The organism is Glacieibacterium sp. (assembly GCF_965200405.1).
Classification (GTDB): domain Bacteria; phylum Pseudomonadota; class Alphaproteobacteria; order Sphingomonadales; family Sphingomonadaceae; genus Glacieibacterium.
In genome coordinates, this window is sequence record NZ_OZ241356.1 from 2446120 (window position 1) to 2462042 (window position 15923).

The following is a 15923-nucleotide window of genomic DNA, read 5'->3' on the forward strand; positions in this document are numbered from 1 at the left end:
AACTACCCGATCTGTCGCTGGCGCAGCGCCGCGAAACTGACGATCCTCCCTGTAACGAAACTATCATGAAGGGGGACTTCAGGTGACCACGAAGATCCGCAACCGCCTGCTCGCCGGGACGTTGCTGAGCGCCGCCGCCTTCGCGACACCCGTTGTCGCCCAGACTGTCGTCGCTGCACAAACCGTCGATGCCGACGCCCAGCCCAGCGATATCGTCGTCACGGCGCAGCGTCGCTCCGAGCGCCTGCAGGGTGTACCGATCCAGATCCAGGCGCTGACCAGCGCCACGATCCAGAATGCCGGAATTCGGACGTCCGGCGAGGCGCTATCGCTGACCCCCAATGCCAGCTTCGATCAGGGCAATACTTATAAGTCCACCTTCATAACCATGCGCGGGCTGACCCAGATCAACAACGCCGACCCGCCCGTCGCTTTCGTGATCGACGGCGTGCCGCAGACCGACCAGACCCAGCTGAACGTCAACTTGTTCGACATCGAGCGGATCGAAATTCTGAAGGGCCCCCAGGGTGCACTGTATGGCCGCAATGCATCGGGCGGCGCGATCAACATCGTCACCAAGCTGCCTGGAAATCAGCTCGGTGGCTTTGCCAATGGCCAGTACAGCAACGGCAACGGCATCATCGGTTCGGCCGGCCTGGCGGGTCCGCTGATCGCCGACAAGCTGCTGTTCAGCGTCGACGGCAGCTACAATCATTTCGGCGGGCTGGTCGATAACAGCTTCCGCGGCGATCATTCGGACTTCATCGACCATGACTGGACACTACGTGGCCGTCTCATCGCGAAACCGACCGACACGCTGACCGTCGATCTGCATGGCGAGTATGGCAAGTACCAGGCATCGAGCAATTACTACTCGGCGGTGTTCTCGGCCAATCCGAACGACTTCGTCGATCCGCAGTTCAATATCCCAGGTTCTGCAAGGGGCCGCAACGCCAACGTGTCGGCCAAGATCGACCTCGATCTCGGCTTTGCGACGGCGACGAGCATCACTGGCCATACCGACCTGACGCAGGTCAACCGTGCCGATCTCGACTATCGTAATCCCGTCCAGTCCCCGTCGGGCATTTTCGGGCTGGGGTTCCAGGCCGGGCAAGGGCAGGATCTCAAGCTCAAGACGACCAGCCAGGAACTCCGCCTGGTTTCCAACGGGCATGAGCGCTTCCGTTGGCTGGGTGGCGTCTACTATCTCCACACCGATCGCGACTTGCGCACCCGGGCATTCGTCGACCTGAACAGCGACCCCGCCCAGATCGATACGCCTGCACTGCTGTTTGCCAACAAGCAGGAGTCGAACAGCAACAACGCTTACGCAGCTTTTGCCCAGGCGGATTTCGACATCCTGCCAGTGCTCACGCTGACCGGCGGCCTGCGCTATGACGAGGACCATCGCAACCAGAACGATCTGATCGCGAATATCCGGCGCACGCGGACCTATGATCATGTCCAGCCCAAGGTCACGCTGACCTACAAGCCGTCATCGGACCTGTTGTTCTATGCGACCTTCGGTACAGGTTTCCGGTCGGGCGGGTTCAACGCGCCGGCGGTGTCGATACCCGATTTCGGTGCCGAGACCCTGCAGAACTACGAGGGCGGCTTCAAGGCACAGTTCTTCGACCGCAAGGTGACCTTCAACGGCGCCTACTACTTCGAGAACGTCAAGAATTATCAATATTTCTACGTCGAGGCAGCCTCGGCTTCACAGGTTATCGACAATATCGACAAGGTGCATATCCAGGGCATCGAGCTGGAACTGTCGGCGCGGCCGGTGACCGGGTTCGAGATCACCGGTGCGATCGGCACCACCCTGTCGCGCATCAAGGACAGCACGACCGCAAGCGACATCGGCAACCGCACGCCGCGTACGGTGCCATTCTCGTCGAACCTGTCGGCGCAATATTCAGTGCCGCTCAGCGACCGCGTCAACGGCCTTGCCCGACTCGACTGGCAGCATTTCGGGAAGAAATACTGGGGCGCGGACAATGTCGACGTGCAGAACGCCTATGACCTGGTCAATCTGCGTGCCGGTGTCGAATTTGGCAACTTTGGCGTTTTCGGTTTCACCAAGAACCTGCTGAACGACAAATATTACTCCGAATACGTCCCGACCAAATACAGCGGTCTCGACGTGGCGCTTGGCTATCGTGGCCGACCGCGCACCTATGGCGTCGAAGCGCGGGTCAAGTTCTGATCCGCCCGACAGCGCTGCAAGACATTTCCAGGAGAGCATGATGGAATCCGGAAGGATCCGCCTCGGCATCGACGTCGGGGGTACCAACACCGATGCTGTATTGATGCGCGGCAAGGCAGTGCTGGCCACCGCCAAGAGCTTCACCACCGTCGACGTCAAGGACGGGGTCATCGCCGCCGTCGGCATATTGCTGGCACGGCACGGCGGTGCGCCATCGGCGATCGACGCGGTGATGATCGGCACGACGCAGTTCGTTAATGCCTTTGTCCAGCGCCGCGACCTGTCGCCGGTCGCCGCGATCCGCGTCGGCCTGCCCGCCGGCGACGGCGTGCCACCGTTTTCGGGCTGGCCCGACGAAGTGCGCGAAGCCGTCGGCGGGCGCTATTACCTGGTCGGCGGCGGTGCTTTCTATAACGGCGTGGATTATGCGCCGCTCGACGAGGACGCCATCGCCGCTGCCGCTGCGGATGCTGCGAAGGCGGGCGTCACCGATTTCGCGATCTCGGCGACCTTCGCGCCGATCCGGCCCGACCTGGAGGTACGCGCGGGGGCGATCGTCGCCGCCACGGTGCCGGGCGCACGGATCACGCTGTCGTCCGAAGTCGGCGGCATCGGCATCCTCGACCGCGAGAACGGAGCGATCGTCAACGCCAGCTTGTCGGCACTCGCCGAACGGGTCATCGCGTCGCTGAAGCAGGCGTTCTCCGACATGTCGATCACCGCGCCGATCTACATCAGCCAGAACGACGGCACGCTGATCAGCACCGAGGTCGCGGCGCGGTTACCGATCCTGACCTGCTCGGCGGGTCCAACCAACAGCATCCGCGGCGCGGCGTTTCTCAGCGGCCTGCCCGATGCGATCGTTGCCGACATTGGCGGCACCACCACCGACATAGGCTTCTTGCGCAACGGCTTTCCGCGAGAGACCACCGCGCCAAACACGATCGGCGGCGTGCGCACCAACTTCCGCATGCCCGACGTGCTTTCGATCGGTGTCGGCGGCGGCAGCATCGTCGGCGATGGCGCCAAGGTCGGCCCGCGCTCGGTGGGCTTCCGCCTGCCGCAGGACGGCCGCGTCTTCGGCGGTTCGATTCTGACCGCGACCGATATCGCGGTGCGGGCAGGGCAGGCCGAAATCGGCGACACGTCGCTGGTGGCGGAGATCCCGGACGCGCTGGTGCAGGCGGCGCTCGACGACATCCACCAGCAGATCGAGGATGCGATCGACCAGATCAAGGTCAGTTCGACCCCGCAGCCGCTGATCCTCGTCGGCGGCGGTAACATCCTGGTCTCGCGCGCCATCAAGGGCGCGTCCGAAGTGCTCCGCCCGCTCCATGCCGAGGTCGCCAACGCCGTCGGCGCGGCGATAGCGCTGGTCAGCGGCCGCGTCGACAAGCTGTACGACTTCGCCACGCTGGGCCGCGACGCGGCGCTCGACCTGGCGCGGTCGGAGGCCATCGCGCTCGCAGTCGCGGCGGGAGCGGACGCAGGGCTGGTCGAGGTCGTCGACCTGCAGGAACTGCCGATGACCCACATGAAATCCGGCTCGGTGCAGGTGAAGGTGCGCGCGGTCGGTCCGCTCGCGGCCCTCGCCTGAACGTCCGTTAGGAAAGCGAAGACTATGCTCAGTATCGAGACCACCCAGGACGTGCAGGATCTGGCGCGCGGCGCGGTCCTGCTGGGCACCGGCGGCGGCGGCGATCCGTATGTCGGAGAGTTGTTCGTGCGCGAGCAGATCCGCCGCGGGCGCGTGCCGCGGGTCGTGGCGCCCGAGGACCTCGACGACGACGCCTTCGTGGTGTCGATCGCGGGCATCGGCGCGCCGACGGTGATCGTCGAGCAACTGGTCAGCGAAAAGACGCTGCTGCGCCTGCTCGCCCGCGCCGAAGCCTTTTACGGGCGGCGCATCGATGCGCTGATCTCGGCCGAGATCGGCGGCGCCAACTCGGTCTTCCCGCTGGCGCTGTCGGCGATCAGCGGCGTTCCCGTGGTCGACGCCGACGGTATCGGCCGCGCCGTGCCGCAACTCGAGATGACGACGTTCAGCATTTACGGCGTCCGCGCGACGCCCTGCCTGTTGATGGACGACGCGGGCAACATCGTCACCGTCGACGCGGTCAGCGACCGGACCGCCGAAGACCTGTGCCGCGCCATCGTCACTGCGATGGGATCGATGGCGTTCAGCGCCATCTATCCGATGAGCGGCAAGCAGGTCCGCGACTGCGCCGTGCTGGGCACGCTGAGCCAGTCGCTCGGCATCGGCCAGGCAATTCGCCTCGGGCGCGAGGACGGCGACCCGTTCGTCCGGCTACTCGCCTATCTCAACGCCCAGCAGCATCGCACGGCGCGCATCCTGTTTGACGGCAAGGTCACCGACGTGCGCAGCGAGACCCGCGACGGCTGGCACTGGGGGCTGGTGACGTTGCAGAATCTTCGTGACGACAGCGATGTCTTCACCATCCAGATCCGCAACGAATTCATCATCGGACTGCACAATGGCCAGCCCGCGACGATGGTGCCTGACTTGATCTCGGTGCTCGACCGCGAATCTGCCGAGCCGCTGACTGCCGAGATGCTGACCTATGGCCAGCGCGTGAAGGTGCTGGGTTTCGCGGCCGATCCCAAGCTGCGCCGTCCCGAGAGCCTCGAGGTGCTGGGGCCGCGCATGTTCGGCCTCGACTGCGATTATATCTCGATCGAGGACCTGGCGCCGGCGCTGGCGGACTGACCGATGGCGGTCGTCGCGGTCAGCGTCGCGCGGCCGTGCTGGCAGGAAGTCTATGGGCGGCAGGTCTACACCTCGATCGTCCGCGACGCAGCCGAGGGACCGGTCCGGTTCGGCCCGGGCGGACCCGAGGGCAATGCGACCGCCGTCCATACCGAGGAGGTCTTCGCCTTTTTCGCCGAGCATTATGACTATTGGGCCGACCGGCTCGGCACCGGCCGTGATGCGTGGGGTGACTGTCACTGGGGCGAGAACCTGATGTTGTCGGGCATGCCCGGCGAGGACGATCTGCACATCGGCGATCGGTTCCGGATAGGCGAGGCGCTGCTCGAGGTAACCTCGCCGCGCATCCCATGCTTCAAGCTGTGCTGGCGGATCGGCCAGCCCGAAAGCTTCCTGCGCGTGCTGATCGAGAGCGGCAGGATGGGCTGCTATCTGAGGGTCATCGAGCCCGGCATGATCGCTGCCGGCGCCGTCGTGCGCCCCGACGCGCGCGCCGACGGGGCGATCAGCGTGCTCGGCCTGTCGCGACTGCTCCACGATCCCGATATCACCGATCTCGACGTGCTGCGCCGCGTGCTCGCAACGCCGGGGCTGGGCGGTCAGGCGGCGGGAATGATCCGCAAGCGGATCGCCTTTCTGACCGACGGCCAGCTTGGCGCGCGCGGGCGCTGGCAGGGTTGGCGGCGCTTCGAGATCACTGAAGTCGCGGAGGAGGCGCGGGACATCCGATCCTTCCGGCTGCGCCCCGTCGACGGCGCTGCGATCGGCGGTTACCGCGCCGGCCAGTTCCTGACGGTGCGCCTGCCCGACGCGGAAGGGACGATCCGCTCGTGGAGCTTGTCGGACTATGACCAGTCCGCCGGGCATTACCGCATCTCGGTCAAGCGCGAACCCCAGGGCACGGCCTCCCGCTGGATGCACGACATTGCAAGGCCCGGCGACCGGCTCGACGTCCGTCCTCCGTCGGGGCGGTTCGTCCTCGACCGGAGCGGCTTCATGCGCACTGTTTTGATCAGCGCCGGCATCGGCGTCACCCCGATGGTCGCGATGCTGAAGGCGCACGCCGAGCGCGGCGCCGAAGCGCCGCCGCTGCTGTGGGCGCACGCAGCGCGATCGGGCGAGGCGCATGGTTTCGCGCGGGAGGTCGATGAGCTGATCGCAACGATGCCCAACGCGGTGCGGCGGACCTATTACTCACGTCCCGGACCCGGCGATATCTGCGACCGCGTCGGACGGCTCGACGACCGGGCGATCGCCGAGATGTTGGCCGAGAGCTACAGCCTCAGCCCGTTTGGCCGGACGATCGAGCTGACCGGCGACTATTCGGATTTCTACATCTGCGGACCGAGGGAGTTTGAGGACAGCGTGAGGTGCGCGCTCGTCGCGAACGGCGTCAATCCCGGTTCAATCCGCTCTGAGCGCTTTGGCGCGGGCGATCCCGTCGCGGATGTGTCACCGGCGCCCGAGACCGCCGAGGTCCGTATCGGCGAGCAGAAGCTGACCTGGCGGCGCGACGACGACCTGACGCTGCTCGAACTTGCCGAGGCCGCCGGTATCCCGGTCGATAGCGCCTGTCGCGTCGGTAATTGCGGCAGCTGCGAGGTCGGCTTGCGCGCCGGCGCTGTCCGCTACTTGGTCACCCCGTCGGCCCAACCAGGCGAAGGACGCGTGCTGCTCTGCTGCACCCGACCTGCCTCAGCGATACTGGAACTAGAATTGACCACGCGATGAGCGGAACGGCCTGGACCGTCCGGCTGGCAATCGTGAACTCGATCGGCTTCAGCGCGACGACGATCATGCCGTTGTGGATCGCGGCATTGCCCTCCACGCTGGGCCTGCCGGCGTGGCAGATCGGACTTGTCGCAACCGCTCAGCTGATCGCGTGTGGACTGTTCAACGTCGCGTCGCCCTGGCTTTTCGGCCGGTTGCCGCCGCTGATAGTGGCGCGTTTCACGCTGATCGTCGCGACAGTAGCTGGACTGTTGCAGGCGACCGCGCTGACCGCTGCGTCGCTGCCCGCGTTCGCGGCGGCGGCATTGGTGTCGGGCGCGGTGCTCGGCGTCCTGCTGGGCATGACCAACCGGATCATGGCCGGCGTCAGCCATGTCCAGAAAGGCTATGCGGTCTTCCAGATCGTCGAGGTCTGTTTCGCGTCGGCGCTCTATCTGGGCAGCGCCGGCCTGCTCGATCGCTTGGGACCTCAGGCCATCTTCGTGCTGATGGCGATCACCGGTGCAGGTGGCGTCGCCGCTTTGCACGGGCTTGCTGCGCCCCGGTCCGGCGATGGCCATGCACCGCTCGTCGAGGTCGATCGACCCCGGTTCCTGCATGGTGCCCTGCTGCTGATCGCGATGCTGTGCTTCTTCTCGGGCCAGAGCAGCATCAACTCGTTCGTCATCCAGATCGGACACGACATCGGCCTTGACGCCGCCAGCGTCGCGCAGATCGTCGGCACGGGTATGATCTGTGCCCTTGCCGGTGCCGCTGCCGCGCGCCTGATGGGCGAGCGCTTCGGCACCACGGTGCCGATCGTGGTGGTCGCGCTGTTGCTCGCCGCCGATTTCCTGTTCCTGACGCGGTCTCCGTCGCCGACCGGTTTCGCGCTTGGGGTCGGCTTCATCCCGCTGGGCACGATCATGGCGGTGCCGTTCTTCTTCACGGCGCTGGCCCGGGTCGACGCGCGCGGGCGGTTCGCCGCGGTCGGCCCTGCCTTCCTGCTCGGCGGCGTCGCGCTTGGGCCGTTGATTTCCACGGCGCTCGACGGCGCCATCGGCCGCGTCGCGCTCGGCGTTGTCGCTGGGTCGTTGATGACAGTCGCCGGCCTTCTGGCATTCGCCCATCGCAGGAGGAAACCGACCGTGCCCGCGTCGAGGCAGAGCATCGCAGCCTTCGGTCCAGAATAGCGTGTGAGAGCAGGCACCATTCTGTCAGCGCGGAGCCAGGTGAGCCGACCGGCGTCTCGCCGCATCGGCGGTCGTGCCTGCCTGTCGCGCTTCGGTGGTTCGACATCAGCCGACCAAATCAGGGCAAAAACGCTTCCTCTTGGGATGGTCTTGTCTCGACCGCGCTAACCGATCTTGTTCAACCGCGGCCGATAAATGGCATCTTGGTCGCCATCACGGACATGAATTGGACATTGGCGTCGAGCGGCAGGGAATCCATATAGACTATGGCGTCACCGATATGGTCGACGCTCATCACTGGCTCGGGTCGCAGCGAGCCATCCGCTTGCGGAACACCGCCGGTCATCTTGGCGGTCATATCCGTGGCAGCGTTGCCGATGTCGATCTGGCCACAGGCAATGTTAAACGGTCGCCCGTCGAGAGACGCGCATTTGGTAAGTCCCGTCACCGCGTGCTTGCTGGCAGTATAGGACGAGGAATTCGGGCGCGGCGCATGTGCCGATATCGAGCCGTTGTTGATGATGCGCCCGCCCTGGGGCGCTTGCGCCTTCATCACCCGAAATGCCGCGCGCAGACATAGGAATGTGCCGGTGAGATTGACGCCGATGACCTTCAACCAATCATCCACCGTCAGGGCATCGATCGGGACGGCGGCGGTGCTGGTGCCGGCGTTGTTGAACAACAGGTCGACGCGTCCGAACCGTTCGACGACAGTATCGAACAAACGATCGACAGACACTGGATCGGTCACGTCCGTGGCGATGCAGAGCGCGGTACCGCCGGCTTGCTCCACCATCGCGCCGGTTTCCTGCAGTGAACTCAGCCGCCGACCGGCCAACGCTACGGAATAGCCCCGCCGTGCGAGTGCTATGGCGACAGTGCGGCCGATGCCGCTGCCCGCGCCCGTCACGATCGCGATCCTAACCGTCATACTGCAATGCTCACGCTTGGCACAGAGGACGATTGTCGAGGTCAGCGCCGAGATTGTCGAGCGTGATTTACAGCGGGTCGCTGTGCGTCTCTCGGTCGGGCATTTTACGCAGCGGTGCGAAGGGCAGCGGCCCGCGACCCCGCTCTCGTTTGGGTGCCGGGGCAAGGCCATTGCGTTAGGGAGATTGAGGAGCTGCCAGGCGCTTCGCAGTACGCATCGCCAGCATCGCCGGGCGGGAACGCCGTTGAACCTGCTCCCGCCCCAGCGCTGGCTGGCAATGAGGGCGATGCTGAAGGGGTTCCGAATAGGGGCAAAGTCTTCGAGCTTGGGTGGAACAGTCACGCTATTGCTGCGTCATCATCGAGATCGCCATTATGGAGCCGATAATGATGAAGGACACAGGTCGCCCTGGAGATCGCTTCAAGCACGGGCTGCTCGCCTTGCTAGCGTCGGCGATCGGCTTGGTTCCGGTGGCTGGGCACTCGGCGGGTGTGTTGTCGGGCCATTTCAATGGTACCGCCTTTGACAGTGAATTCTATGTTCCGCCTTTCGGCGACTTCGACAACAGTCGGATCCCCGGGAGCTTTCTTATCGATCTTAGCGGATGCGTCGCGGGTCCGGAGCCCGTGCCCTTCCCAGGTGCTTGTCTGGCTTCCGAAGCTTCGTTCCTCACGGCGGTGATACCGGGACAGTCGAGCACTTACGGACAACCACAGACGCTGGTGGAAGTCTCGAATACGCCCGACACACAGCGCCTGAGTATCATATTCGGCTTCACGAACCCATATTCGGGTGCCCGGCTCGAGTTGGTTGGCGGGACCAATGCTTTCATCATTGGCACCGACTTCAGCAGCCTGCATCCTGGCACGGTCGACCTCGCGGGCTCGACGCTTACGCTCATGGGCGGGCGCACTTACCGGGCCAGGGTGGCGCTGAGTTCTTTCACCTTCGATCAGTCCGGGGCAGCTGTACCCGATGCGCCGACCTGGGCCCTGTTGCTTGCCGGCTTTACGATGATCGGCGTTGCGGGGCGCGTGGGGCAAAGGAGGTCCACGCCGACACTCGAGTGACGATCAAACCTGCAGCGGACCATTGGCGACTGGCGCGCCAAAATCGGGCGAGCCGTCCTTGCGGTAGGTGAAGTGCTGCACGCGCGTGTGCCGGTTGGGATCGAACAGCGGGTCGCCAACGATCTTCTCATAATCGCGACCGTGATAGACGAGCACATCGCGACCGCGTTCGTCGACGGTGAAGCTGTTGTGGCCGGGACCGTAGACGCTGTTCGCCGCCGAACTCACGAACACCGGGACCGGCGACTTGCTCCAGGCACCCGGGTCCATGATGTTGGCGTTGTCCGCAGCGGTCAGCATGCCCAGGCAATAGCGTGCGTCGGTGGCACTTGCCGAATAGGTCAGGAACAGTCGACCGTTGCGGGCCAGCAGCGCGGGCGCCTCGGCGACCTTGTAGCCACGGGTCTCCCAGTCGAGCGTCGGCACGGTCAACCGCGCCGGCGGGGCTCCCAGCGTCAGCGGTGTCGCCAGGGGAGCGAGATAAAGGTTGGAGTTGGTGTCGATGCCCGGCTCGCGCTGCGCCCAGCACAGGTAGCGCTGGCCGCGGTGCACGAAGCTGGTGGAATCGAGGTTGAAGCTGTCCCACGCCATCTGGACTTGGCCGAGCATCGACCATTTGCCCGTCATCGGGTCGGGACCATTGCAGGCGACTGCCCAGGTCCGGATCCGAAAGACGTCCTCGCCGCCGCCGCTGGGTCCGGCAGCGAAGTACATGATCCAGCGGCCGTCGATGTAATGCAGCTCGGGAGCCCAGACGAATCCCGACAACGGGCCGCTGGCAAGGTGCCGCCACAACACGGCCTCATGCGCCGTGGCGAGGCCGGCCAGCGTCCGCGACCGGCGCAGGACCAGCCTGTCGTACTCGGGCACCGAGCCGGTCATGTAGTACCAGCCGTCGATGTGACGGAAGATTTGCGCGTCGGCGCGCTGATGAACGAGAGGGTTGACCGGCCGGTCCATCCGCACCGGCTTCGTCGGCTTTGCGAGAGCGGCTACCGCGACAGTCGCAGCCGCGCCCCCGAGCAACAGGCGGCGTGACAGGTCGCTCATCATGTCTTTCCTTGCGGGGCAGCGGTATGAAATAGGATGCTAGCACAGCTAGCCATGATCCGTAACGACCGCGCCAGCCCATCGACCTGCGGATAAATATAGCGATAGCTCATTCCCAGCGCACGGCCGACTTCGAAACTCAGGCCATGCTGGATATATCAGAATACAGCGCTATGGATTGGATCGTTCGACGATGAAGAGGCTTGCGGTTGCCTTGTTGGCCCTCGTCGTGATGCCGGCCGCTACGCAGGAAATGCCTATGGCGGCCCACGTCTGCCCAAGGGACACTGAACCGGTTCCGGCGGTGCTGGCTGCCTGGAGCAACAACTAACCGCTGGTTGCCGCAAAGAACGAAGGATTGCTCGGGCAAACACGCGTGTCTCCCGGCGCCTGGCTCGATCTGGTCAAGGGTAAGGCGGCTCTGGAGTCAGTTGGGCACCGCCACAAAAGTCGCTTAACGCGCCAAATGCAGACGTTTCTGAAACTCTCGGCCGCTCAGGTTTGAGAGGCCCCCAGTCTCAAAATCGGTCGGTCAGGCCGCTCGCCTCATCCATTTCTCGGTCGGCACTGGTCAGAGCCTCACGAACCGATAGGCGAAGCGATCGGTTTTGCCCTTGATCGAGGGATCGAACACCTTGATCGAGTGCGCATCGTCGTTGTCAGCGAGCAGGGTGGTTTCCGCGTCAAGCTTGAAGCCGGCGGCCTCAACCTCCTCGCGAACCGCTGCAGGGTCGATCCGATGCAGTGACTGGGTGTTGCTCGTGCCGGAACCAGCGGCGGCGGCGTGGTCGATGACGACATAGGACCCGCCGGGCTTGAGCTGTTCAAAGACGGCTCGATTGAACTGAGCCGCCGTCGCGCCCCTGGCCTGCATCAACGCCGTGTGGAGATCGTGGTAGAACAGATGCAGCCACACGACGTCCGCTGGTTGCGTAACTTTACGCATCTCCACGAGGTCCGCCGAGGCCGCTTCGACGTTTTGCCGGCCCGGCTCCTTCGCCAGCGTCCGCATGCGGCCGACCGGATCGTTCTCGAAATGGGCGACCTCGGCCGGGACGAAGCTGGAGACCCGCCCTTGGGATCCCACGACGTCGGAGAACAGGCGGGTCCAATCGCCGTCGCCGGGATAAACGTCGATGACGGTGGAGCCCGCAGCGACACGCGCGAACCGGATCAGCTCGGATTGCCTGGTCTGGTCGTACATCGGAACCTCCTTGAACATGTTGTCTTCAAAACGGGTAGGTGGTTGGGGCTATGACGCGCGCAAATGGCTGCGGTCGGTAGGCAGTCGGTGCGAAGCCAAGATCCTCCGCGAGCGTGCCGACTTGCGTTGCAGCATCTTCGTCGTCGCTCGCCAGGAACACGCAAAGTGTTTCGGGTCGCGCGTCGTTGCGACTGACACTTCGATACCCTTGCGGGCGAATGCCCTGGCGAGGGCTTGGCCGATCTCGCCGAAGCCGATGATGGCGTAGCTCATGATGTTTCTCCGATCACGTGTGATGCCGGGGATCAGACTTGCGCCAGCCCTCCGTCGACCGCGAGATCCACGCCGGTGATGTATGAACTTTCATCGGAGGCGAGGAACATCACGGCAGCCGCGATTTCCTCGGGCTTGGCCCTACGGCCCATGGGAACCTGCGAAGCGAACTGGGCGGCCGCTTGCTCGGCTTGCTCAGGGGTAAGGCCCGTCGTCGTCGCGAGGGCGGGAGTTTCGGTCGGTCCGGGACTCATCGTGTTGACGCGGATGTTGCGGTCCTTGAGCTCGAGTGTCCACGAGCGCGAGAAGCTGCGCACGGCCGCCTTGCTCGCGGCGTAGGCACTGAATGCCGGCAACCCCATCACGTTCGAGACCGACGAGGTCAGGATGATCGATCCGCCGTCCTTGAAAAGCGGAAGAGCCTTTTGGACGGTAAAGAACAGGCCTTTCACGTTGACGTCGAAGGTCTGGTCGAAATGGGCCTCGGTCGCCACCTCGAGCGGAGCGATGGTTCCCGCACCCGCGTTCGCGAAGAGAATGTCGATGTGCCCGTGCTTCTCCTTCACGATGGCGTAGAGCCGGTCCAGATCGTCCAGGTTCGACACGTCCCCGACGACCGTCGTCACGCTGTTCCCGATTAGGGCTGCGGCCTCCTCCAGCTCTTTCTCCCGTCGCCCGGTAATGACGACGTGCGCGCCTTCTGCCACGAAGCGCCTGGCCGTGGCCAAGCCGATCCCGCTGCTGCCGCCGGTGATGACGGCGATCTTGCCTTCGAACTTTTTCATGGTGTTATCCTTCATTGCGTGAGCCGGGAAATGGATCGCGATTGGGTCAGAGCTGCGCCAGGCCGCCGTCGACGGCGAGCTCGCTGGCGGTCATGAAGCTGCTGTCCGACGAGGCGAGGAAGGCAGCCGCAGCCCCGAGCTCCGCTGGCTCGGCCATGCGCTGGAGGGCGGTCATCGAGCCGTAGATCTTCTGGCCTTCTTCGCCGAGCGCTGCCTTGGCGAGCTCGGTCGCCGTCGGCCCCGGCGACAGCACATTGACCCGAATGCCGGTACCCTTCAGGTCCTCGGCCCACGTCCGCGCGAGGTTGCGTACCGCCGCCTTGCTGGCGTTATAGGCCGTAAAGCTCGGAGCGCCCGTGGTGCCGGCGCTCGATCCGGTCAGGATGATCGACCCGCCCGGGCCCATCAGCGGCAGCGCTTGCTGGACCGTGAAGATCGTGCCCTTCACATTGGTGTCGAAGGTCTCGTCGATATGTACGGCGGTGATCTCGCCAAGCTTCAGCTGGCTTCCCGCCCCGGCGTTGGCGAAGAGGATGTCGAGTGTTCCGCGCTCCGCCTGCACTGCAGCGTAGAGCCGGCCGAGGTCGGCTGGGTCGGAGACCGAGCCCTTAACCGCGCGAGCATTGGGCCCGAGTTCGGCAACCGCGGTGTCGAGCGCGTCCTGCCGACGACCGAAGATGAAGACGAAGGCGCCCTCCTCAATGAAGCGCTGTGCTGCGGCGAGGCCGATGCCGGTGGCACCACCGGTGATCACGGCAGTCTTTCCACTTAGTCTGGTCATGTCCTGCATCCTTTGGTCGTTGGGGACCGAGCCCCGTGAACATCCAGATAGGGCAGCAGGAGATCGGCGATGAGTGCGAAGCCGCGCACATCCGTGGTGCGAAAACGATCCAGAGGGACTGTTATGCACTGCGAGGATCGCGAAAACCGACGCTTTGTGTTTAAAGACAACGGCCGAGATACAGCGGCAGCGGCGCGGAAATGCACCATGATCGACTGGGATGACGTTCGCTACTTTCTCGCCGCCGCGCGCGGCGGGTCGGTGCGGGCCGCCGCCGGGCGCCTCGGGGTGAATCACTCGACCGCGCTACGACGCATCGCCCAGCTCGAGGAACATCTGGGCGCGCAGATGTTCGAAAAACTGCCCTCGGGCTATCGCCTGACCGCTGCAGGCGAGGAGGTCCTCGATCTCGCGGTCCAGATGGAAGCGTCGTCGCACCAGCTGGAAACACGTGTCCTGGGGCGCGACCAAAGCGTGCGGGGGCGGTTACGGGTCACGCTGACACCAATTCTAGCGACCCACCTGCTCATGCCGGATTTCGCCGATTTCGCCCGGCTGCACCCGGACATCGAGATGGAAATCCTGTCCTCTGGCGAGTTGGCAAACCTGACCAAGCGGGAGGCCGATGTCGCGATCCGCGTTGTCTACGACCGCAAGACCCTGCCGCTCAATCTTCACGGCCTGAAGGGACCCGAGTTGTTCGGCGGTGTCTACGTGTCTCGCGACCGGCTCGCTGCGTGGCGCGCGGGAGCGCCCGAACCCTTCCGATGGGTGGTTATCAGCATGCACGGCATTCCGGACTGGGCCAGCGGCGGCGAGATTACCACGACGGGGGTGCCGTTCAGGGTGACGGACGCCGCAGCGGAAATCGCGGCGGTACGTCAGGGTTTGGGGATCACGACGCTGCCGTGCTTTGTCGGCGATGCCGACCCCTTGCTGGCGAGGGTGCCCGGCACCGGCCTGCACCTGTACGGAACGCTTTGGTTGCTCACGCAGGGGGAGACCCGCAAGACGAAGCGCGTGCAGCTGTTTACGCAGTTTCTATCCCAAAGGCTTGCCGCGCACGCCACGCTCCTTGCGGGACTGTCGCTATAGCGCGATTGATGCAGTCGCTCGTCGCGACGAGCGGAGATGTGCTTCGGTAATTTCCGACCGTTCACCCTCTCGCGTCTCCACGGCGTTGATACATTGGGGGCGGCGACAGCCCGGCGGGCCGAACGCGCTTCGACCTCACCTTCCGACTTGATTGGGCTAGTCAGACCCCCGGCCCGCCAGAAATCCTTCGGCCATCAGCCGAAACGCTTCGATCGCTTTCGGCAAGACACGGTGCGGCTCCTCGCTGGCGGCAACCCAAAGCGCCGCATTGAACGCCGTGCCGCTCAGGAGCCGCGACGCCGCCTCGATGTCGACGGGTTTCATGACACCCTCGGCGATCAGATCGGCGACCGCCTGTTTGGTCATGCTCAGGCAGGCATTCTGGCTGGGCCATGTCGAAGGGTCACCGAGGAACGCTGGCCCATCCAGCAACACGATCCGCCGGACCTCCGACTCGAGCGCCATCTCGATATACGCGACGCCTTCTGCCAGCAGCCTTTCCCAAGGGCTGGTCGCCGTCGCGCCGGCCTGATGCGCACGCGCGGCCATCTCACCGTCGACCTGGGCGACGACCGCAGCCAACAGTCCCTTCTTGTCGCCGAAGCCATGGTAGAGCGCGCCACGGGTGAGCCCGACCTGCGCCGTCAGATCGTCCATTGATGCGGCTGCGAAACCCGATGCAGCAAACGCCTTTCGCGCAGCCCCGATCATCTTGACGCGGTTCTCCGCCACTGTCTCGGCGCGACGTCTTGCAGCCAAAGCGACCTCCTATTTTGGCATACGATGCGTATATGAGATTGACTGATCGAGCGTGGCAGTGTTTTATATACGCAGCGTATGTCGCTAACGACACGTCGCTGGGATGTCCAGCGGAGTGGGGTCGGCCTTCGCTGC

Annotated in this window: 13 protein-coding genes and 1 pseudogene; 7 read left to right on the forward strand and 7 right to left on the reverse strand. The window is 64.6% G+C overall.

Annotated elements, in window-relative coordinates:
- Nucleotides 1–82: 82 nt before the first annotated feature.
- From ACOFKW_RS11435 to ACOFKW_RS11455, 5 genes are read left to right on the forward strand one after another with little or no spacing between them, the layout of a single operon-like run.
- A complete protein-coding gene (locus ACOFKW_RS11435; RefSeq protein WP_419814278.1) occupies nt 83–2209 on the forward strand; it encodes a TonB-dependent receptor in 2127 nt (708 codons plus the stop codon).
- A gap of 40 nt (nt 2210–2249) precedes the next feature.
- A complete protein-coding gene (locus ACOFKW_RS11440) occupies nt 2250–3806 on the forward strand; it encodes a hydantoinase/oxoprolinase N-terminal domain-containing protein (protein WP_419814279.1) in 1557 nt (518 codons plus the stop codon).
- Between the two features lie 24 nt (nt 3807–3830).
- Entirely contained in the window at nt 3831–4937 is a 1107-nt protein-coding gene (locus tag ACOFKW_RS11445; RefSeq protein ID WP_419814280.1) for a DUF917 domain-containing protein, read from the forward strand.
- Nucleotides 4938–4940: 3 nt separating this feature from the next.
- Nucleotides 4941–6668: an MOSC domain-containing protein gene (locus ACOFKW_RS11450; RefSeq protein ID WP_419814281.1), complete on the forward strand. Its 1728-nt coding sequence runs from the start codon at nt 4941–4943 to the stop codon at nt 6666–6668.
- Nucleotides 6665–7840: an MFS transporter gene (locus ACOFKW_RS11455; RefSeq protein ID WP_419814282.1), complete on the forward strand. Its 1176-nt coding sequence runs from the start codon at nt 6665–6667 to the stop codon at nt 7838–7840. The genes ACOFKW_RS11450 and ACOFKW_RS11455 overlap by 4 nt, the downstream gene beginning before the upstream one ends.
- A gap of 178 nt (nt 7841–8018) precedes the next feature.
- On the opposite strand, the gene ACOFKW_RS11460 is transcribed toward ACOFKW_RS11455, so the two are convergent.
- On the reverse strand, nt 8019–8750 hold the full coding sequence (locus ACOFKW_RS11460) for an SDR family oxidoreductase (RefSeq protein WP_419814283.1): 732 nt from the start codon (nt 8748–8750) through the stop codon (nt 8019–8021).
- A 407-nt stretch (nt 8751–9157) separates the two neighbouring features.
- On the opposite strand from ACOFKW_RS11460, the gene ACOFKW_RS11465 reads away from it, so the two are divergent.
- The gene (locus ACOFKW_RS11465) at nt 9158–9841 is read left to right on the forward strand and encodes a hypothetical protein (protein WP_419814284.1); all 684 of its coding nucleotides are present in this window, start codon (nt 9158–9160) and stop codon (nt 9839–9841) included.
- A 12-nt stretch (nt 9842–9853) separates the two neighbouring features.
- Here the strand turns inward: ACOFKW_RS11465 and ACOFKW_RS11470 are convergent.
- From ACOFKW_RS11470 to ACOFKW_RS11490, 5 genes and pseudogenes are all read right to left on the reverse strand, one after another.
- A pseudogene (locus tag ACOFKW_RS11470) lies at nt 9854–10894 on the reverse strand (family 43 glycosylhydrolase); the annotation flags it as partial.
- Between the two features lie 568 nt (nt 10895–11462).
- A complete protein-coding gene (locus ACOFKW_RS11475; protein WP_419814285.1) occupies nt 11463–12095 on the reverse strand; it encodes a methyltransferase in 633 nt (210 codons plus the stop codon).
- 48 nt (nt 12096–12143) lie between these two features.
- On the reverse strand, nt 12144–12368 hold the full coding sequence (locus ACOFKW_RS11480; RefSeq protein ID WP_419814286.1) for an NAD(P)-binding domain-containing protein: 225 nt from the start codon (nt 12366–12368) through the stop codon (nt 12144–12146).
- A gap of 32 nt (nt 12369–12400) precedes the next feature.
- Nucleotides 12401–13153 carry an SDR family NAD(P)-dependent oxidoreductase gene (locus ACOFKW_RS11485; RefSeq protein ID WP_419814287.1) on the reverse strand — a complete coding sequence of 251 codons (753 nt, stop codon included), beginning with the start codon at nt 13151–13153 and terminating at the stop codon, nt 12401–12403.
- Nucleotides 13154–13199: 46 nt separating this feature from the next.
- Complete coding sequence (locus tag ACOFKW_RS11490; protein WP_419814288.1) at nt 13200–13934, reverse strand: SDR family NAD(P)-dependent oxidoreductase; 735 nt, start codon at nt 13932–13934, stop codon at nt 13200–13202.
- A 207-nt stretch (nt 13935–14141) separates the two neighbouring features.
- Between ACOFKW_RS11490 and ACOFKW_RS11495 the strand changes: the two genes are divergently transcribed.
- Nucleotides 14142–15029, forward strand: coding sequence for a LysR family transcriptional regulator (locus ACOFKW_RS11495; RefSeq protein WP_419814289.1), 888 nt, complete (start codon nt 14142–14144; stop codon nt 15027–15029).
- A gap of 156 nt (nt 15030–15185) precedes the next feature.
- Here ACOFKW_RS11495 and ACOFKW_RS11500 read toward each other — a convergent pair whose 3' ends face one another.
- Entirely contained in the window at nt 15186–15788 is a 603-nt protein-coding gene (locus ACOFKW_RS11500; protein ID WP_419814290.1) for a TetR/AcrR family transcriptional regulator, read from the reverse strand.
- Between the last annotated feature and the right edge of the window lie 135 nt (nt 15789–15923).